This is a genomic window from Desulfitobacterium dichloroeliminans LMG P-21439 (assembly GCF_000243135.2).
Classification (GTDB): Bacteria; Bacillota; Desulfitobacteriia; order Desulfitobacteriales; family Desulfitobacteriaceae; genus Desulfitobacterium; species Desulfitobacterium dichloroeliminans.
The window spans coordinates 962192-982095 of sequence record NC_019903.1; the positions used below are offsets into that span (position 1 = coordinate 962192).

A 19904-nucleotide genomic window follows, 5' to 3' on the forward strand; every position below is an offset into this window, starting at 1 on the left:
CAGATAATTGAACCCCCTAGGAGTTTGACAAAGCTCAGTATTCATATTACATTGATACTAAACCAATCAGAATTCTTAAGTTTGGAGTGTTAAGTAATGAAGATATCGACCAAAGGAAGATACGGACTAAGAGCATTGCTGGACTTAGCAGTTCATTCCCAGGGGGAGCATGTTCCTCTTTCGAATATTGCAGAGCGTCAAACTATTTCTGAGAATTATTTAGAGCAGGTTTTTTCCTCCTTGCGCAAGGCTGGAATCATCAAAAGCGTGAAGGGTGCACAAGGCGGTTATATCTTAGCAGATAAAGCCTCGGATATAAGAGTGGGTACAATTCTTAGGGTTTTGGAAGGAGATTTATCCGTGGCCAATGAAGAATTGAATCATGATAGCGGGGTAAGCATTCAGGAGTGCATCCAAATTAAGGTGTGGGATCAGATGACCGAACGGATCAATGAATTTGTGGATTCCATCACCTTGGAAGATCTCGTTCAGGAGTATAAAGCGATGAGCGGAAATGGTGCGATTATGTATTATATTTAAGCGTAAAGCTGCCTTCAGATGATTGGAGGCGGCTTTTTTATACTATCAGACTCCTATGCTGTTTACGTCAGCACTGCTGAATGAAAATTCTTGTCTTGGTCCAGAGTAGGTCTTTTTGTGCAAATCTGTTGGATGATAGAGAGCGAAAAAGATAAAAAATATATAATACAGGGTGATTTTGTATTGACAAAAGCAGAGAATGTGATTAAAATCTGTTTAAAGCCAAGTAAACATATTAAAATACTAGATAACACTTGGACTGCGAAGATCTCTAATAGTTCCGGTCTTGCTAGGGTAGATTAATGAGGATTAAAGGAGTGAAACTAATGAGCGAGAGAAAATTGAAATTTGATACATTGCAGGTTCATGCCGGGCAAGTAGCCGATCCAACGACAGGCTCACGGGCGGTGCCAATTTATCAGACTTCATCCTATGTGTTCAATGATGCGGAGCATGCGGCTAATTTATTTGGCTTAAAAGAATCGGGTAATATTTATACCCGGATTATGAATCCGACCACGGATGTTTTCGAGCAACGTATGGCCGCCTTAGAGGGCGGAATCGCAGCTCTTGCCGTGGCTTCTGGTTCTGCGGCCATCACCTATGCGGTGCTCAATATCGCTGAAATGGGCGATGAGATCGTTTCAGCCAGCACTCTTTATGGAGGAACCTATAACCTCTTTTCTGCGACTTTACCCAAACTAGGGATTAAGACGATTTTTGTTAATCCCGATGATCCGGAAAACTTCCGCAAGGCCATCACGGAAAAGACCAAAGCTCTTTATATAGAAACTATCGGTAATCCGGGTATCAACCTGGTGGATATCGAGGCCGTAGCCAAAATTGCCCATGAAAATGGTGTTCCTTTGATTGTGGACAATACCTTTGGCACGCCTTACCTGATTCGTCCTATCGAATGGGGAGCCGATATTGTTGTTCATTCAGCGACGAAATTTATTGGCGGTCATGGCTCATCCATCGGTGGGGTCATCGTAGATTCAGGAAAGTTTGATTGGGCGGGTAGTGGACGCTTTCCCGGATTAACGGAGCCAGATGAGAGTTATCACGGGCTAAAATACGTTGAGGCTCTTGGTCCAGCTGCCTATATCACCAAAGCCAGAGTACAGCTTTTGCGGGATACGGGAGCCTGCCTAAGTCCCTTTAATTCATTTTTATTCCTACAAGGTTTGGAAACCTTATCGCTGCGGGTGGAAAAACATGTGGCAAATACGAGGAAGATTGTGGAATTCTTAAACAGCCATCCTCATGTGTCCTGGGTCAACTACCCGAACCTCAAAGAGAGTAAATATTATGATCTCTCTCAAAAATATCTTCCCCACGGAGCGGGTTCAATCTTCACCTTTGGCATCAAAGGGGGAGTGGCAGCGGGTAAGAAATTTATTGATAGCTTAGAAATATTCTCCTTGCTGGCTAATGTTGCGGATGCCAAATCACTGGTCATTCATCCGGCCAGCACGACCCACGCTCAATTGTCGGAGAAGGATCTGCTGGCAGCGGGAGTGTCCCCGGATATGGTCAGACTTTCCATTGGCATTGAAGACGCGGACGACCTTATCTATGATCTTGATCAAGCGCTAAGAAAAACCGTAGGCTAATCATCAACGATGTGTGATAATAAACAAATGAATGCTAATGCGAAAGAAAAAGGATGTTCCTTTGTTGGAACATCCCTTTTCTTTACGCTATCATATATTTTTAAAGAATTAGGGCGAGGTAGGAGACTGTAGAAACTAAAATAGACGCAATAAACATGGCTAGGAGAGGACGGAGAGCACGAGCACGTAAGCTTGCTAAATGAACATTCAAGCCTAGGCCAACCATAGCGGCAGTCATCAAAAAGGTGGAGAGGGTTGCGATGCTATCTAAGATTACAGTGGGGATAGAGAAATACGTCCCGATAATACTTGTCAAGATGAATCCTAGTAAGAACCAAGGAAAGGAAGCTGTTTGAGTTGGGTCTTTTTCTTCTTTTGAATTACGACGCACCCACCAGAGCAGAATGAAGCTGACGGGGATTAAGAGGAAGACTCTTGCTAACTTGGCCATTAACGCTGTAGTTAAAGCCTCCGACCCCACGGGGCCGGCGGCCGCAGCGGTATGAGCAATCTCGTGGAGGCTGATTCCGCTCCACATTCCGTATTGAGCGGGAGTAAGACCTAAATAGGGATAGAGTAGAGTATAGGCTAGAGTAAAGAATGTACCGATTAAAGCAATGATACCCACTCCAATAGCAGTATCTTCATCTTTTGCTTTGAGGATAGGAGAAACTGCAGCAATAGCCGCAGCTCCGCAAATCCCGGTGCCAATTCCTAGCAGAAGAGAAAGCTGCAGATCTGCCTTGAGCAATTTAGCGACAAAAAGGGTCGTAATAATAGCGATTGCAATCGTAAGTCCGCCTTGGATCAGCAGCGAAGGGCCTTGCTGAAAGATAAGTTGGATATTTAAGCGAAAGCCATATAGAATAATAGCAAAACGGAGGATTTTCTGAGCTGAAAATTGAATGCCGACTCGGTAGCTTTCCGGATAGCCAAGAGTATTGCGGTAAAGAACAGCAATAAAAATGGCGCAGAGCATAGCTCCAATCTTGTTGAGACCGGGTAAGTTGGCAAGCCCTACGGCGAAAGCGGCAATGCCTACTGTAAAAAAAACACCAAAGAAAAAAGGTGAGTAATTACTAAGGCTCGAATAAAAAGGACGTTCGGCTTTTTCTGCTAAGTAGTTTATAATTGACATGAGAACCTCCTGAAGTAAAGTAGAGAGACGGAATTAACATACTGCTTACTTTACTCTTGATAGGGAAGATGATGCAAATTGAATTGCAAATAGATCACATAGATAAATGTTATAAGTTAAAATCTAACTAAAGTGGAGGTAATATTCTTGATTATTGAACCGTTGGAGATTTTTAGAAAAGTGGCGGAAGAAAAAAGCTTTTCCAAAGCGGCGGACGATCTCTTCCTTTCCCAGCCTGCTGTTAGCTCACATATCCGTAATCTGGAGAATGAATTTGGGACAAAGCTAATCAATCGATCATCAAAGCATGTAGAACTTACTCCAGCTGGAGAGATTTTCTATGAGGAAGCCACTAGGATTATTAATCAGTACAAAGAAGCGAAAGAGAAAATCAACCAAATCCAAAGTGTAGTTACAGGAACTCTGCGGATCGGGGCAAGCTTCACCATTGGGGAATATATTCTGCCGGAACTCATCAGCCAAATGGCGACCGGATATCCCAATCTCAACATTTCGGTCACGATAGCGAATACGGAAGAGATTGCCCAAGGATTACGCCAAAATCGGTTAGATATCGCTTTAGTAGAAGGAGTAGTGAATGAGAGGGAGTTTATGGTTGAGCCTTTCATGGAAGATGAGATGATTTTGATCGCTCCCGCGGGGCATCCATTAACGAAAATTAGGAGCGTTTCGGCAAAGGACCTCCAAGGCTTCGTCTGGATTCTCCGTGAGGCGGGTTCTGGAACTCGGGAATTTAGCGATCATTTTATGCAAGCTTTAAAAATAAAAATGCAACATTCTTATGTATTCAGCAGTAATACAGGAGTTAAGGCGGCAGTCATCAGCGGTTTGGGTATTGCCATGGTATCTAAATTAATTATCCAAAAAGAATTAAAGACCAAAGAATTGATGACCATACCCCTCGACAAAAGCTGTCCTTATCTAGCGCGGGATTTTGTGATTGTCAGAGGATACGATACTTATTTCACCAAGGCTGCCGAGGTCTTTCTCACTGAGCTGAGTCAGTTTGGCCAGGATAAGCATGAGAGTATTTCGGCGGACGCTGTAGAATAATAAAAATTGAACATTTAAACTTCAGGATGCACTAAGCTTTCTTGAATTTGCTCTTGACAGCTCCGAGAGGCCGTATTAAAATAAAGGCAACAAAACATATAAGAATACTAGGAATAATAAACCGGACATTACACGCAAAGACAGACGTCGATTGCTTAAGTTTATTATTAGGGAGGAAAACACCATGTCAAAGATTGCCAAGAGTTTAACTGACCTTATCGGAAATACCCCACTTTTAGAGTTGTCCAATTACAATCAAGCCAATGAATTAGAAGCCACTGTAATAGCGAAGCTCGAATACTTCAACCCCCTTTCCAGTGTTAAGGACAGAATTGGTTATGCCATGATTAAAGATGCCGAAGAAAGAGGTTTAATCACCAAGGACACCGTGATTATTGAGCCGACTAGTGGCAACACAGGGATCGCTCTGGCCTTCGTATCTGCTGCTCGTGGCTATCGTTTGATTTTAACCATGCCGGAAACGATGAGTGCGGAGAGAAGAAACCTTCTCAAAGCCCTCGGAGCTGAGCTTATTCTTACCCCGGGACCCGCTGGGATGAAAGGTGCTATTCAAAAAGCCGAAGAATTAGCGACAGAATATGAAAATGCCTTTATTCCGCAACAGTTTAACAATCCGGCTAACCCTGAAATTCATAGAAAAACCACTGCCGAAGAAATTTGGCGAGACACGGATGGAGAGGTGGACATCTTTATCGCCGGAGTCGGTACCGGTGGCACCGTAACGGGTGTGGGCGAAGTGCTTAAGGAGAGAAAACCAGGGGTAAAGGTTATAGCTGTGGAGCCTCTCGATTCCCCTGTCTTATCAGGAGGAAACCCTGGGTCCCATAAGATTCAAGGTATTGGTGCCGGCTTTGTTCCTGGTGTATATAACTCTGAAATCATTGATGAAATCTATCAGGTGAAAAATGAAGAAGCCTTCGAAACCTCCAGAAAGCTCTCGAAAACCGAAGGCCTTCTTGTAGGGATTTCCTCCGGTGCAGCAGCTTATGCAGCCACGCAAATTGCTAAGAGACCAGAGAATAAGGGTAAAAAGATTGTTGTCCTTCTCCCGGACACAGGAGAAAGATATCTCTCGACCGTCTTATTCCAAGAAGATTAACACAGGACTAACCCGTCCTTTGACACTCGTCTTCATAGGAGACAGGTGTCAAAGGGCGCTTAACTTATTTTCACACAATGTTAACAAAGAGTTTACGATTTCTTCACTTGCATTTTAATTTAGTGTGTTATGATGCATATAACATTCTTCTCCTAACTTTTTATATAGACAAGGGTTTGCCCTTGTCGCCCTGAACCGTCTTTATTGGCGGTTTTTCTTTTTGGGTTCTTTATTGGTTTTCTTTTCCGAGGTATTTATTAAACTTTTCTTAAATTCGCCGTTCATAAATTGATTTTTCCCCCTCGAGGCGATATGATAATGCAGACGATATGATGATTCGAAGAAGTATTGAAGTTTCTTTTGCGACGGATAGGCTAAAAAATAGGAGGTTCAATCTTGGAATTTTTACAAACTGTGATTGATATATTCATTCATTTGGACAAGCATCTTGGTGAAATTATTAGTGCCTATGGATTATGGACGTATCTCATACTTTTTTTGATTATTTTTGCGGAAACGGGATTGGTTGTGACTCCGTTTCTTCCCGGAGATTCTTTGCTTTTTGTGGCGGGGACTTTTGCCGCTGCTGGGGCATTGGATATTAAGATTTTGTTTTTCTTACTTCTGGGGGCTGCTGTCCTTGGCGACACTGTCAATTACGAGATCGGACGCTACCTTGGGCCCAAGGTATTCTCAAAGGAAATACGTTTCCTTAATCATGAGAATCTGCTGAAGACGCAGAAGTTCTATCAAAAACACGGGGGAAAGACCATTATCATTGCCCGTTTTCTACCCATCATTCGGACCTTTGCTCCCTTTGTGGCAGGTGTCGGCGCCATGAAGTATATGCGATTTCTTTCTTACAATCTCATCGGAGCCCTCTTATGGGTTACGGTCGCCCTTTTCGGAGGCTTTTTCTTTGGCAATTTGCCCTTCGTGCGAGATAACTTCACTCTAGTGATTTTTGCAATCATCGGAACATCGGCAATACCGCCGGTTTATGCTTATCTTAAAAGCTGGTTGCAGAAGAGAGCGCAGGAAAGAATAGGCGCTAACAACGAGTAGGATTCCCCTGCAGTAAGGTCAGATGTCAGATGGTAGTTCAAAACAATAAGTTCAAAGCAATAATAAGTGCAACACAAAAGTCCACGGCTTTCGTCCCAACAAAAGGACAGCCGTGGACTATTCTTTTTGGCTAAGAACCTATTACATCTTCGCTAAGAACCACTTGCAAGTGTTGAGTTCATACTTCAGCTCAAACACCTTGAGAAGTCCATTGATGACACTTTGGCAGCGGAAAATAATCATGCGATTGCCGGCCAGCTTCTCCTCAGTTTTTAGGATGATTTTATCAATGGAAACGACCACAGGAACCCCTTCGAAGCGGGCTTTAAACTTTACCGGACGGGGAATGCCCTGCTCATTGAAACGAGCCACCATCTCAATGGGTTGCATGATAACCTTCACTTAAACATTCCTCCTTGTATTTTGTTGTCGGGCGATTTTGATGGCAGCTTAAAGTAAACTGGTCATCATGGGATATTCCTCTTCGGCTATTACCCCTCCGGTCATGGCCTTGAGGCCGGAGTGAAGATAAGAAGAACGCATGATGGAATGAGAGCCAAAGCGCTCTCGAATCACGTCGATGGTCTGATCGATTTTCCGATCCTTCTCATAGTCCCTTTCGAAGAAGGATAACTGTAGAAAATCATTATGACAAAGCTCAGAGACCCGAACGCCCATATGTCTTAGGGGTTGACCCTTCCATAACTCATCGAAGAGCTCACAAGCGATCTCCCAGATTTCGTTGGTACAGTCTGTGGGGTGGGAGATTTTTCGTTGATGAGAATATGAGAGAAATTCATGGGTTCGAAAGGAAACGGCTACAAGTTGGGCGAAATACTGATCATGTCTTAAACGAGCGCTGACGGTTTCTACAAGGGAGAGCAGGACCAGGTGAGCTTCCTTGCGACTATCCACATCGAAGGGCAGGGTGGTGGAATTGCCCATACCTTTGACTTTCACGCGGCCGCCGGGTCGAACGGGGGAATTTTCAATCCCATGGGCATAATTCCAAATCAGGATGCCATGGCTTTTTAGAGTTGTTCTTAAGATGCGCGGATCGGTGTGTGCCAGGTCGCCAATGGTTTTAATATTGCGCGAGAGAAGCTTTTGGGAGGTTGCTCTTCCCACCATGAAGAGCTCTTCGATGGGTAGGGGCCACATTTTTTCGGGGATTTCCTCAGAAAATAGAGTATGGACCTTGTCGGGCTTTTGGAATTCCGAGGCCATTTTTGCCAATAACTTATTGGTAGAGATACCGATATTCACTGTAAAGCCCAGTTCGTTCTTAACCCGATCCTTGATGAGATAGGCCGCCTTAAGGGGATCTCCCCAAAGCTGATCCAGCGAGGTGAAATCCACAAAGTATTCATCCACGGAGAATTGCTGGATGAGAGGGGAATACTCTTTTAAAATATCTCCTAAAGCTTGGCTGCATTGGCGAAAGAGGAGATAATTAGGCTTGGCAATAATCAGGTCCGGACATTTAGAGAGAGCAGAATATAAGGTTTCTCCGGTTTTGATATCGTATTTTTTAGCAGGTATAGATTTGGCTAAGACAATACCATGCCGGGTCAACGGATCTCCTCCCACTACAGAAGGGACGCTCCTTAAATCCAAGGAATCCCCTTGCTGGAGTCGGTAAGCTGCTTCCCAAGAAAGATACGCCGAATTCACATCAATATGAAAGATAATATGTTTGCTCAATATCAAGCACCACCTGAAGAGGAATCATTTTTTGCAATGAACTGCTAAATTTAGTTCTGCTTTATCTATTATATGCGAATATATGTTCGATATCAATAGAAACAAACATTCTATTATTGTTAGATTATGCTTAAGATGGCGAGATCAACCAAAGTTGACCTCGGTACTGGACTAATAATCAAAGAAGGTTGAATCCGAATCCCTTTCTAAAAACGCGGCCTCGTTCAATCCAAACGAAACAGCGTAATTTTAATGAAATGTTCGAATTTAGGGTTGAATTATTCAAGAACATAAGGTATAGTTTATAAGGTTTGCGTGGTGTCAAGCTTTAACCGAGGAGGAAAAAATCTTGAAAAAGTATGACGTGATCATCATTGGGGCAGGTCCCGCCGGAATTTTTGCAAGTTATGAATTAGCAATCAAGGCCCCCCAGCTCTCTGTCCTTTTGATTGAAAAAGGCCGGGATATCTATAAACGCAGTTGTCCTATTTTAAAAAAGACCCTTTCTAAATGCCCGCCGCCTAATAAGCAAAGGGAGTTTGCCAGCTGTACACCGGCATGCTCAATCACCAATGGTTTTGGTGGTGCCGGAGCTTATTCGGATGGGAAGTTTAATATAACCACAGAGTTTGGGGGATGGCTCACCGAATACCTGCCTCCTTCAGAAGTCTTAAGCCTGATTAAATATGTGGATGAGATTAACCTAAAGCATGGAGCCACTTCCGCCCTAACGGATCCCAATACTCCTATAGTAAAGGGAATTGAAAAGAAAGCTTTAGGAGCTGGCCTGAAATTGCTCCGCGCTCAAGTTCGCCATCTGGGAACGGAATTAAACCTGGAAATTCTTAAGGACATCTACGAGTTTCTTAAAGGCAAAATCGATATGGTTTTCGAAACAGAAGTTGCCGACATCATCGCAGATGAAGGGGCAGGACACCTGCAGGTCAAGGGAATCCGCACCGCTAAGGGCGAGGAGTACTATGCACCTAAGGTTGTGGTGGTTCCCGGTCGGGATGGTTCAGAGTGGTTTGCTGATGCCTTAAAGAAATACAAGTTGGAAATGAGCAGCAACCAAGTGGATGTGGGGGTTCGGGTCGAGACCCTGGACACTATCATGGAAGATATTAATGAGAACTTGTACGAAGGAAAGTTCCTCTATCGGACTTCCGTAGGTACGACAGTAAGAAGCTTCTGTAGCAACCCTTCCGGTCATGTGGTTATTGAAAATCACACGGGTGTGATGCTGGCCAACGGACATGCTTATCGTGATAAGAATCTAGGCAGCAATAATACGAACTTTGCCCTTTTGGTTTCCCATAACTTCTCCTATCCTTTTAATAAGCCTACAGAGTATGCCAAGAATATTTCCCGACTGGCCAATGACTTATCCAACGGCAGTGTCTTAGTTCAGACCTTTGGGGATATTATGAAAGGACGCCGCTCGACAGAGAAGAGGATCAAGGAGAGCTTCGTCGAGCCCACCTTAAAAGAAGCTGTTCCTGGCAATCTAGGGCTTGTACTTCCTTATTCCACCATGAAAAGCATTATAGAGATGATTGAAGCTCTCGATAAAGTAACGCCGGGGATTGCCTCTGAACACACCTTGCTTTACGGAGTTGAAGCCAAATTCTATTCCTCGCGTCCGAAGCTAAAAAGCAATTTTGAAACCGAAATTGGGGGACTTTATGCGGGGGGAGACGGTGCGGGGATTACTCGCGGTCTAGCCCAGGCTGAAGCCTGCGGAGTGATGATTGCTCGCAATATCATGGAGGAGAATGGCTAAAACCGCTCATCTTCCGCTCCTAGAAGTAGGTTTAAGCTGAACTCTTTACTGAATTTGCTATATAAAAAAGTGCACCTCCGAATGTTAGATTTCGTGTCCAACATTTGAGGGTGCACTTTAATTTTGCCCTATAGCAGTCAAATATTCTATGGAGGGTTGCTGTTGATTAATGAGATTTGCTTTTGCCTATATACCTTTGGTCTCAGCTGCAGATCTATCAAACTCATCTTGAACAGCTTTTGAAGGTTCAGCTGTCAAAAGACTGACGATGATAATTGAGAGCAGGCCGACGATGAAACCAGGAATAATTTCATAGACAGCGCTGAAGGCAGGGAACTGTTCCCAAAGGATAACGGTGAGTGAACCCATAACCATACCGGCTAGTGCTCCCCACTTGGTCATTCGTTTCCAGTAGAGGCTCAATAGAATAACAGGGCCAAAAGCAGAGCCGAAGCCCGCCCAAGCGTAACCTACGAGGTTAAGAATTGTATCGTTCTGGGTCCAGGCCAGATAGGTCGCCAGCAGAGCAACCAACAAAACACAAAGGCGGCTGACGAAAATTAGCTCTTTATCTGTAGCTGAGCGTCGGAACAGAATACGGTAGATATCTTCAGTCAGGGAACTCGAGGTTACCAGAAGCTGAGAGGAGATTGTGCTCATAATTGCGGCAAGAATGGCAGAGATCAGGAATCCCGTGATGATTGGGTGGAAGAGAATTTTGCCCAGCTCAATGAACACTGTCTCAGGGTCGGCTAAGGTCAGGCCATGAGTAGAAAAGTAGGCAATCCCCACCAAACCAGTAAACATAGCGCCGATTTCAGAGAAGATCATCCAACTCATGCCAATTTTGCGGGATCGATTGATTTCGCCGACTGAGGAAATGGCCATAAAACGGACAATGATATGTGGCTGACCAAAGTAACCCAAGCCCCATGCTAATAGGGAAATAATACCGATGGCCGTCGTTCCGGTAAAGATGTTTAAAAGGTTAGGATCAATGGTTTGGATGGTGGTGATGCTTTCACCAAGGCCGCCCGTATACCAGAGGGTTACGACAGGGACCGCAATCAAAGCGATAACCATGATTAGTCCTTGGACGAAGTCAGTAAAGCTCACAGCCAGAAAGCCGCCGATGAGGGTATAGCCCACAATGACGGCAAGAATCAACCAAAGACCTGTATGGTAATCCATGCCGAAGGTCGTGTTAAAAAGAACGGCACCAGAAACTAGACCCGAGGAAACATAAAAAGTAAAGAAGGTAATAATGACAAGTGCGGATACTAAACGGAGCACATGAGTAGTATCATGAAAACGATGTCCGAGAAAGGAAGGAATCGTAATGGAATCACTGGCGATTTCCGTGTAGGAGCGCAAACGTGGTGCCACATAAAGCCAGTTGAGATAAGCACCGATGGTAAGGCCGGCGACAATCCAGCCCGAGCTTATTCCGGAAACAAACATAGCTCCGGGTAGTCCCATCATCAGCCAACCGCTCATGTCGGAGGCTCCGGCGCTTAAAGCTGTGACCGCTGGGCCAAGGGTTCTTCCTCCAATCATGTAATCGGATAGATTTGTGGTCCTTCTATAGGAATAATACCCGATGGACAACATCATGATCATATAGCAGATGACCGAAAAAGCAATCACTCCAATATCACTCTCCTTAATTCTTTGATATTTTATAAATATATGAATCGCTATTATAGTACACATGATACCATAATGCCCAGAGGTTGATAAGTAGAAAATGAATAAGTATACATTATTTTTCATAAAAGATTAGCGACAACAGGTACATATTCATGGCTCAAAAGGCGCAAACTCTTTGTTGTATATATTTTTCTTATAGAACGGCTCAAAGAATAAGGAGTGAAGCGAATGACTGAATCGATTCTGGAAAAAAGCGAAGGCCGGGTTAGTTATCACGATTCCGTGGAGGAAATGCTCAAGAGAATCCGCGAAGATGAGATGTCTAATGTATTTGATCGTTATGCATCTCAAGAAAAGATCCGCTGCAAGTTCTGTCTCGAAGGCCGAAGCTGTCAGCTATGCTCTAATGGTCCTTGCCGAATCAGCGATAAGGGAGGGCAGGACAAAGGGGTTTGCGGTATCGGTCCTGATGCGATGGCCATGAGAAAATTCCTCCTGCAAAATATTATGGGTGCAGGTACATATAGTCATCATGCTTATGAAGCCTTTCGCACCTTGAAAGCCACTGCCGAAGGAAAAACCCCTTTTAAAATTAAGGAGCCCGAGAAACTAAAGTGGATGTGCGAAAAGCTGGGTATCAATACGAACCAAGATACGAACCAGATGGCTATTCAGCTGGCAGATCTTTTAGAGAATCAACAGCGAGTCGGAGTGGAAGAGCCTAACCTGATGGTTGAAGCCTTTGCTCCGAAGAAGAGAAAGCAAGTTTGGCGGGATCTGAATATATACCCTTCTGGAACAGTTCATGAAGAACAAAACTGTGTAGCAAGCTGTTTAACCAACGTGGATGGCAACCATGTTTCCTTGGCTATCAAAGCCCTCCGTTTAGGATTAGCCACCATTTACAACTCTCAGATTGGTCTGGAAATGGTGCAAGATATTCTTTATGGAACACCCAAACCTCACGAAGTCGAAGTGGACTTAGGGATTATGTGCCCGGAACATGTCAATATTGTCTTTAATGGTCATCAGCCTTGGATTGGTGCGGCAACCATTGAAAGAGCGCGTTCGGCTGATGTTCAAGAGAAAGCAAGAGCCGCCGGGGCAAAAGGTCTGCGGGTGGTTGGATCTATTGAGACAGGACAAGAGCTTCTACAGCGTTTTGAGGTGGATGATGTTTTTGTAGGGTTGATGGGCAACTGGCTGGCAATCGAGCCTCTCATGGCCACGGGGACCGTTGATGTCTTTGCCATGGAAGAAAACTGCTCCCCCCCGGCTCTTGACATGTATGCTGAGAAATACCAAGCCACCCTTGTTTCTATCAGCACGATTATTGATATCCCAGGACTTCAACATAAGTTCCCTTATGACCCATCAGAAACGGAAACTATCGTCGAAAAACTCATTGATTTGGCTATTGAAAACTTTAAAAAGCGCAAAGATAAGGTGAAACCCTTAGTTCCTCAGAAAAAGATGAAAGCAATCGCCGGATTCTCCACAGAGGCTGTCTTAGGGGCCTTGGGAAATAAGCTGGACCCTTTAGTCGAAGTCATTGCAGCAGGGAAAATCAAAGGTGTCGTCGCCTTGGCTAACTGCTCAACCTTAAGGAATGGTCCTCAGGATTGGAATACTGTGAATCTGACGAAGGAGTTAATCAAACGAGATATCCTTGTGGTCGCTGGTGGATGTGGAAACCACGCCTTAGAAGTTGCCGGACTGTGCAACATGGATGCCGTGAATCTGGCGGGCTCAGGACTTAAAGAGATTTGTACCGCCTTAAAAATTCCCCCGGTTCTCAGCTTTGGTACCTGTACAGACACTGGACGGATCAGTATGCTGGTAACCGCTCTTGCGGATCACTTGGATGTGGATATTCCTCAACTTCCTATTGCCGTTACAGCACCCGAGTGGATGGAGCAGAAGGCCACGATTGATGGTATCTTTGCTATCGCCTACGGAGCATATACCCATCTTTCACCGACTCCTTTTGTCTCAGGTGCCCCTCAATTAGTCAAGCTGTTGACTGAAGATATAGAGGGGATGACCGGAGGGAAGGTCGCTCTCGGAGATGACCCTGTCGAAGTGGCCCAAGGCATTGAGGCTCACATCATAACTAAACGCAAAGGATTAGGATTGCAGTAAATAGGAACAGTAAGGAGTGTGGGCATCAGCCGGCGCTCCTTTTCGTCTTATGGATAGAATGAGATAACCTGAAAGGTTGAGCACTTCTTCAAGGTAAAATGCTGAACATGCTCCAATCCTGTAGGGGACTTAAAGTAAAAGACTTAATGATACAAGAAAAAAATGTAAATAGGAGGATTGACAGACTTGCCCGGTAAAACGTATACTTAATAATGTTTTAATACATAGGAAAAATCTTACTTAGCGTACGTCAGAAAGGAGGCCGTGACTATGACTTTATTTATTGCTCCAGCTTATTTGTATAACAGTTATCCTGTAATTTCATCCTACGGCCTGAGACTACCCATTTGACCATTGACATTTATTGAATTGGAAATGGATGGTGGAGTCACGGGCTATAACCGTGACTTTATTTATTTTTATAAAGCCACGGAACTCTCTTTGGAGAGAAGTCCGTGGCTTTGTTGATTGACGGAAGAGAGAGATAGAAGATGTCAATACTACGCAATATGCTTAATCCGTATCGTGGAATGCCCAGAGAAATCTATGTTATCTTCGTTGCCCGTATTATCAATGCAATAGGGGCCTTTGTGGGACCCTTAATGACCATTATTATGACTCAGAGTATTGGATTGTCCGAGGGAAGGGCAGGTTTTTATCTTTGCATATCCGGAATAGTTAGCATGTTGGCCGCACTTTCCGGTGGTAAACTTGTTGATCACTTTGGTCGAAAAAGAATCATTGTCTTATTTTCAGGCTTAGCAGTGTTGCTTTATTTTCGAATCGGCTTGATGGAGCCGTCGCAGGAGATGATTCATCTCATCATCCTTGCGGCAGCCTTAAGTTCAACGACTAAGCCGGCTTACGACTCCCTTATTGCTGACCTCACAACCCCTGCTAATCGAAGTGGTGCCTATTCTCTTTCCTATATGGGCTGGAATATTGGTTTTGCAATTGGTCCTATTTTAGGGGGATTCCTTTATCGACATCATCTCCCTTGGGTCTTTATCGGAGAGAGCTTGGCGATTTTTCTGTCCTTAATTCTTATCGTTATCTTTATTAAGGAGACGATTGCCAAGGCTCAGGAAGAGATTCGAGATGAGGAACGTTACCTAGAGCGTAGTGTCGAAGGGTCGATTTTCAAGGTCATACGACTACGTCCCTTGCTCATCTTCTTTGCCCTGATTATGTTCGGTTATAACTTCACCTATTCGCAATGGTCATTTATGCTTCCTATGCAGATTATGAAGGACTATCCCGTTATGGGAGCCCAGTATTTTGGATTCGTAGCAGCCTTTAACGGCTTTATCGTCATGGTCTTTACCCCGATTGTCACCCGCTTCGCCGGGCATCTTCCTTACTTGCGACGAGCGGTGATTGGAGGAATACTCTACGCCGTTGGCTTTGGTATGATTGGGGTGCTACATTCGTTGGAGTTTTTATTCCTGTGGGCATTTATCTTTACCCTAGGAGAGATCATACTTGCGATTACGGTATCACCCTTTGTGGCGGATAATACCCCAGCTTCCCATCGGGGGAGAATGACCTCAACCCTAGCCATCATTTTTGATTCGGGCTATACCTTAGGTCCTCTCGGTATGGGAATTGCCTTAACCTACATAGAAATGGGAACAGGGTGGATAGCCTTAGGGGTATCAACTTTGATGTTTACCGCCTTAATGAAAATGCTAGAATATCGTGAAAGGCAAATCACACTCCATAAGAGAGTGAAAGCCATTGCTAAATAGTAGCATTGCCATAGGATAGCCCATTGCTATGAATAACTCATTACAGTAAAAACGCCAGGGTAGTAGAGGTCACGCATTTTTAGAGCCATTCAAAAATTGATTTTGAATGGCTCTGGATTCTAGGATTGTTCTAATACTGAAGGGTCCTTTTCCTTTTTCTGGGCTTGCTTCTCCTGGGCACTACGTGATTCATACTTAGCGCTATTTCTCCCTTCAGGTCGTCTTTGAATCTCGCCCGATTTTTTCATGTGTTCCCTCCTCGAGGATTCTAGATTATGGATTGTTAATTATTGATGATTAGGTTGGTTTGCCTTTCTTATTATGTGAAGATAGTTAAACAAACATCCTAAATATATGAATCGGAAATATAATGGTACATAAAAAATCCCCACTCAATGGAGTGGGGAAAGTGGGGTATATATTGTGGGTATATAGCATTATCGAATCATAATCAACTGAAGAGGCTTAGGCTTCGTTGTTCACTTCGATATCAGCTAGCTTTTCGTAATATTGGACTAAGGCACTATGATCCGCTTGATCTAGACCGCTGTGTTTTAGAGTTTGCATCATTTCCATGACTGAAGCGGTCAGTGGTAGAGGAGAGCCGATATCGTGTCCGGTTTCCAAGACGTTGTTGAGGTCTTTTATATGAAGATTAATGCGGAAGCCTGGGTCAAAGCGGCGTTCAAACATCATCGGCGCTTTGGCGTCCATGACAGTACTTCCTGCTAACCCGCCTCGGATAGCTTTGTAGACCGTTTCAGGATTCGCTCCAGCCTTAGTGGCGAGGGTCAAGGCCTCAGAAACCGCTGCGATATTGATGGCGACGATGACTTGGTTAGCAAGCTTTGTTACATTTCCAGCGCCTACATTACCGCAAAGTACAGCTGAAGAGCTCATGGCCTTTAATATAGGAAGGAATTCCTCGAAGTCGGCAGGATTCCCGCCGGCCATGATGGATAGGGTTCCTTCAATAGCTTTAGGTTCACCACCGCTGACGGGTGCGTCCATGAAACGAATGCTTTTCTCAGCCAGCTTTTGGGCCACTTCTTGACTAGCGCCCGGTGCAATAGAGCTCATATCGATCACCATGCTACCAGGTTGGGCGCCTTCAATCACTCCGTTTTCGCCGAGAATCACTTCCTTGACTTGGGGAGAGTTGGGAACCATGGTGATAATCAGGGAGCAACGTTCGGCCACATCCTTGGGAGATAGGCCGGCCTCGGCACCGGCCTTAACTAATTCTTGAACGGACCCTTGACTGCGATTATAGACAACCAGCTCATGACCGGCCTTGAGTAAATTTAAACTCATGGGTTTGCCCATAATACCTAAGCCAATAAAACCAATTTTCATTTTGAGTACCTCCTCGTAAATTTTTCTATCACACTTCCGTGCAGCTTACTCAAAGTCCTTAATCCACCCTAAGGATGTCACCGTATCCGGCTGGGGCACATACTCCATGGCGACCGCAAAGGGATAACCCACTTCTTCTAAGGTCTTAAAAAAGGTATGGTAATCAAGTTCGCCGGTACCGGGCTGATGACGTCCGGGGTTATCAGCAATTTGGATGTGAGCGATCTGAGGAAGTTTATCACGTAAGACTTGCAAGAGATCTTCTCCTTCGCGGGCCGCGTGATAGGTGTCGTATTGGAGAAAAACATTATCACTCTCCGATGCCGAAATGACATTGAGCACGTCGTCTGTCGTATTAAGAAAGAATCCGGGTGCATCAAGGTGATTGAGTGGCTCAACCAGTAGTTTAACACCGGCAGCTTGGAGTTGTTCAGCTGCATAGCGAATATTGGCAATTAGGGTTGACCATAATACTTCCGTTGATTGGTCAGGAAGAGCTTTACCCACCAAGCAGTTCACTTGTTTAACCTGGAGAGCTTGGGCGAAGGTGATGGCTTTGGCCACCCCTGCTCGAAATTCTTCTTGGCGGCTGGGGTCGAGGGCGATCCCGCGTTCGCCGGCATCCCAATTTCCGGCGGGAAGATTAAAGAGGACCAGTTCTAAACCGTTGACATCTAGGGCTCCTTTGAGCTCGGTTGGCTCATAATCGTAGGGGAACATGAATTCCACTCGTTTCAGTCCGGCTGCTTTGGCCGCTTTGAAGCGATCCAGAAGGGGCAAATCGGTAAAGAGAAAGGACAAATTGGCAACGAGGTTTTCTTTTTTTACAAACATGTGTTGATTCCTCCCTAAATTCTTTGTCACTCTAGTTCGCGGACACCTGTTAAGGTTCCATCCAGGGAAACGGAGCATTGGGCTGTGGGGTCGACTAAAACTTCTATTAGATAAGGACGGTCGCTACTAAAGGCTCTTTGTAAGGCTTCTGGAAGCTTGCCGGGTTTATCGACCAATTCCGCTTCCACGCCCATGCCCTGAGCAGTTGCCACAAAGTCCAGCCCTCGGGAATGACCTTGTACGCGATTCTCGTACTCAAGATCCGTAGAAATGCAACGTTGGTTAAAAAGAAGATTTTGCTGTTGACGGATCAAGCCAAAGAGAGAGTTATTTAATACCACCACAACGACAGGAATATTGTGTTTGGCAGCCGTGGCCAGCTCCTGTAGGGACATCCCAAGGCTCGCATCCCCTAAAAGGTTAACAACTTGACGCTCCGGAAAAGCAAGCTTTGCTCCCAGTGCCGCTCCCAATCCCCAGCCCATGGTTCCGGCCCGACCAGTGATCAGGAAGGAGCGGGGGACATAGGCATCGTAAAGCTGTGTTGTCCAGATTTGACTAATGCCACAATCCAGAGTTAAAATCGCATCTCTGTCGAGGGCTCCACGTACCTCAGCAATGGCTTGCTGGGGCTTGAGAGGGAAAGTGTTGAACACCGTTTGGCGGGCTAAACGGGTCCGTTCCTCTTGAAGCGAGTGAATGCGGGCTTGAGCCTGAGCGCTTGGGGAGTAGTTTTTGTCCCGTAGTAAATTGAGAAACTGGTCTATGAAGTCCCTGATATCCACGGCTAAGGAAATCTCTGTGGGAATATGGCGAGAGAGCTCTTGCTTGTCGAGATTGATATGAATCACTTTTCGTCCAGCTTTAAACTGCTTTACATCTCCAGTGCCGCGACCATCAAAACGTCCGCCGAGATTGATGATTAGATCTGATTCGAGGATGGTTTTATTCCCTAGAGGGGTTTGGCACATAGTGCCCATCAACCCTGCATAGAGAGGATGATCGTTGGGAAAGGCGTCTTTGCCCATTAGGCTGGATACCACGGGGATGTGCAGAAGCTCAGCCAGATCGAGCAGCTCTGCCGATGCGTTACCAAGAGCAACCCCTCCACCTACCAGTAGAGTTGGCGTCTTAGCTTCGCAGAGCATTGTGTGGATAGTATTCAATTCGCTCTGCGCAATTTCCTGCTTGGGTGAGCTTTGTAAATTTAAATCCAAAGCGGCATCAAGAGCATTCCAATCAACTGCCAAGCTCCCTTTCTGCACATCCAAGGGCAGATCCAGCAAGATAGGACCTTTTCTGCCCGTTGTGGCTAGTTGCCAGGCTTCGTTCATGATCGTTGGAAGATCTGCTGTTTTCATGATCTGATAAGCGGCCTTGGTCACAGGGCGAGCCATTTCTAGGATGGGGGCTTCTTGAAAGGAATCCTTACCGATTAAGGAAGTGGGGACCTGACCGGTTAAAGCCAGTAGGGGAATCGAGTCGCTGTAGGCACTATACAGGCCTGTCAGAAAGTTGGTGGCTCCGGGGCCTGATGTGGCGGCACAAACTCCTACCTGACCGGTGGTTCGAGCAAAACCATCAGCCATAAAGATCGCGGTTTGCTCATGGCGGACGTTATAAGATGCAAAGTTTCGCTCCCGTATAGCATCGTAGAAGGGAAGAATGGCTGCTCCGGGAATCCCGTAGACTTGCTTGACCCCTCTTCTTTCTAAAAAGGCGGCGATAAACTGAGCTCCTGTCATGCGCTCCTTGCTCGTATCCGAAGACCCCTCAAAAGTGGTGGCGTCGTTTTCATTTCCCCAAAGTGCCATAATAACTCCTCCTTATTTTAAATAATAAAACAGTGTTTCACAGTTAAATGGTTGAAATATCGATTTCCTAAACCGTGCAGAAGAATTGCCAAGAGTGCTTGTTTCGATGTGCAAAACTGAGTTTCACAATATGATACTATTATCATCTAGAGCTCCTTAGTGGTCCAGAGATTTTCTTTCAATAGTCGAAATGAGGGGCTCACTGGTTAATCCTGAAAGTCTAACAGCATTTTTTGGCTGAAAAGTTACCTAATAATACCAATAATGATGATCTTATCAGGCGACACTGAATTTTCCACTCATTAGTAGCCTAGCTCTAG

16 protein-coding genes are annotated in these 19904 nt (G+C 45.0%); 8 read left to right on the forward strand and 8 right to left on the reverse strand.

The genetic code is table 11. From position 1 onward, the window contains the following. Positions 1 to 96 precede the first annotated feature (96 nt). Positions 97 to 540, forward strand: a complete 444-nt coding sequence (locus DESDI_RS04445; protein WP_015261442.1) for an RrF2 family transcriptional regulator — start codon at positions 97 to 99, stop codon at positions 538 to 540. Between the two features lie 326 nt (positions 541 to 866). After that, positions 867 to 2156: a homocysteine synthase gene (locus DESDI_RS04455; protein WP_015261444.1), complete on the forward strand. Its 1290-nt coding sequence runs from the start codon at positions 867 to 869 to the stop codon at positions 2154 to 2156. 100 nt (positions 2157 to 2256) lie between these two features. Here the strand turns inward: DESDI_RS04455 and DESDI_RS04460 are convergent, their stop codons facing one another. Next, positions 2257 to 3294 carry a YeiH family protein gene (locus DESDI_RS04460; protein ID WP_015261445.1) on the reverse strand — a complete coding sequence of 346 codons (1038 nt, stop codon included), beginning with the start codon at positions 3292 to 3294 and terminating at the stop codon, positions 2257 to 2259. 147 nt (positions 3295 to 3441) lie between these two features. Here DESDI_RS04460 and DESDI_RS04465 point away from each other — a divergent pair, with 147 nt between their 5' ends. The 3 genes from DESDI_RS04465 (at position 3442) to DESDI_RS04475 (ending at position 6553) form a co-directional block, all read left to right on the forward strand. Then, the gene (locus DESDI_RS04465; RefSeq protein WP_015261446.1) at positions 3442 to 4368 is read left to right on the forward strand and encodes a LysR family transcriptional regulator; all 927 of its coding nucleotides are present in this window, start codon (positions 3442 to 3444) and stop codon (positions 4366 to 4368) included. Between the two features lie 184 nt (positions 4369 to 4552). Next, a complete protein-coding gene (cysK, locus tag DESDI_RS04470; RefSeq protein WP_015261447.1) occupies positions 4553 to 5488 on the forward strand; it encodes a cysteine synthase A in 936 nt (311 codons plus the stop codon). A 396-nt stretch (positions 5489 to 5884) separates the two neighbouring features. Further along, positions 5885 to 6553: a DedA family protein gene (locus DESDI_RS04475; protein ID WP_015261448.1), complete on the forward strand. Its 669-nt coding sequence runs from the start codon at positions 5885 to 5887 to the stop codon at positions 6551 to 6553. A 141-nt stretch (positions 6554 to 6694) separates the two neighbouring features. Here the strand turns inward: DESDI_RS04475 and DESDI_RS04480 are convergent, their stop codons facing one another. Both DESDI_RS04480 and DESDI_RS04485 read right to left on the reverse strand, forming a co-directional pair. Then, entirely contained in the window at positions 6695 to 6955 is a 261-nt protein-coding gene (locus tag DESDI_RS04480; protein ID WP_015261449.1) for a hypothetical protein, read from the reverse strand. A 48-nt stretch (positions 6956 to 7003) separates the two neighbouring features. Beyond that, positions 7004 to 8257: a Y-family DNA polymerase gene (locus tag DESDI_RS04485; protein ID WP_015261450.1), complete on the reverse strand. Its 1254-nt coding sequence runs from the start codon at positions 8255 to 8257 to the stop codon at positions 7004 to 7006. 349 nt (positions 8258 to 8606) lie between these two features. Here DESDI_RS04485 and DESDI_RS04490 point away from each other — a divergent pair, with 349 nt between their 5' ends. Continuing rightward, positions 8607 to 10040, forward strand: a complete 1434-nt coding sequence (locus DESDI_RS04490) for an NAD(P)/FAD-dependent oxidoreductase (protein WP_015261451.1) — start codon at positions 8607 to 8609, stop codon at positions 10038 to 10040. A 186-nt stretch (positions 10041 to 10226) separates the two neighbouring features. Here the strand turns inward: DESDI_RS04490 and putP are convergent, their stop codons facing one another. After that, positions 10227 to 11687 carry a sodium/proline symporter PutP gene (gene putP, locus DESDI_RS04495; RefSeq protein WP_015261452.1) on the reverse strand — a complete coding sequence of 487 codons (1461 nt, stop codon included), beginning with the start codon at positions 11685 to 11687 and terminating at the stop codon, positions 10227 to 10229. A gap of 231 nt (positions 11688 to 11918) precedes the next feature. Between putP and cooS the strand changes: the two genes are divergently transcribed. Together cooS and DESDI_RS04505 are read left to right on the forward strand one after the other, a co-directional pair. Next, entirely contained in the window at positions 11919 to 13832 is a 1914-nt protein-coding gene (gene cooS / locus DESDI_RS04500; protein WP_015261453.1) for an anaerobic carbon-monoxide dehydrogenase catalytic subunit, read from the forward strand. A 509-nt stretch (positions 13833 to 14341) separates the two neighbouring features. Further along, positions 14342 to 15580 (forward strand): MFS transporter, encoded by a 1239-nt coding sequence (locus DESDI_RS04505; protein WP_041219729.1) that lies wholly within the window; start codon positions 14342 to 14344, stop codon positions 15578 to 15580. Between the two features lie 119 nt (positions 15581 to 15699). On the opposite strand, the gene DESDI_RS18385 is transcribed toward DESDI_RS04505, so the two are convergent. The 4 genes from DESDI_RS18385 to DESDI_RS04520 form a co-directional block, all read right to left on the reverse strand. Beyond that, the gene (locus DESDI_RS18385; RefSeq protein WP_015261455.1) at positions 15700 to 15828 is read right to left on the reverse strand and encodes a hypothetical protein; all 129 of its coding nucleotides are present in this window, start codon (positions 15826 to 15828) and stop codon (positions 15700 to 15702) included. 217 nt (positions 15829 to 16045) lie between these two features. After that, on the reverse strand, positions 16046 to 16957 hold the full coding sequence (garR, locus tag DESDI_RS04510; protein ID WP_427846166.1) for a 2-hydroxy-3-oxopropionate reductase: 912 nt from the start codon (positions 16955 to 16957) through the stop codon (positions 16046 to 16048). A 24-nt stretch (positions 16958 to 16981) separates the two neighbouring features. After that, the gene (gene hyi, locus DESDI_RS04515; protein ID WP_015261457.1) at positions 16982 to 17770 is read right to left on the reverse strand and encodes a hydroxypyruvate isomerase; all 789 of its coding nucleotides are present in this window, start codon (positions 17768 to 17770) and stop codon (positions 16982 to 16984) included. 26 nt (positions 17771 to 17796) lie between these two features. Next, positions 17797 to 19584 carry a thiamine pyrophosphate-binding protein gene (locus DESDI_RS04520; RefSeq protein WP_015261458.1) on the reverse strand — a complete coding sequence of 596 codons (1788 nt, stop codon included), beginning with the start codon at positions 19582 to 19584 and terminating at the stop codon, positions 17797 to 17799. Positions 19585 to 19904: the final 320 nt, after the last annotated feature.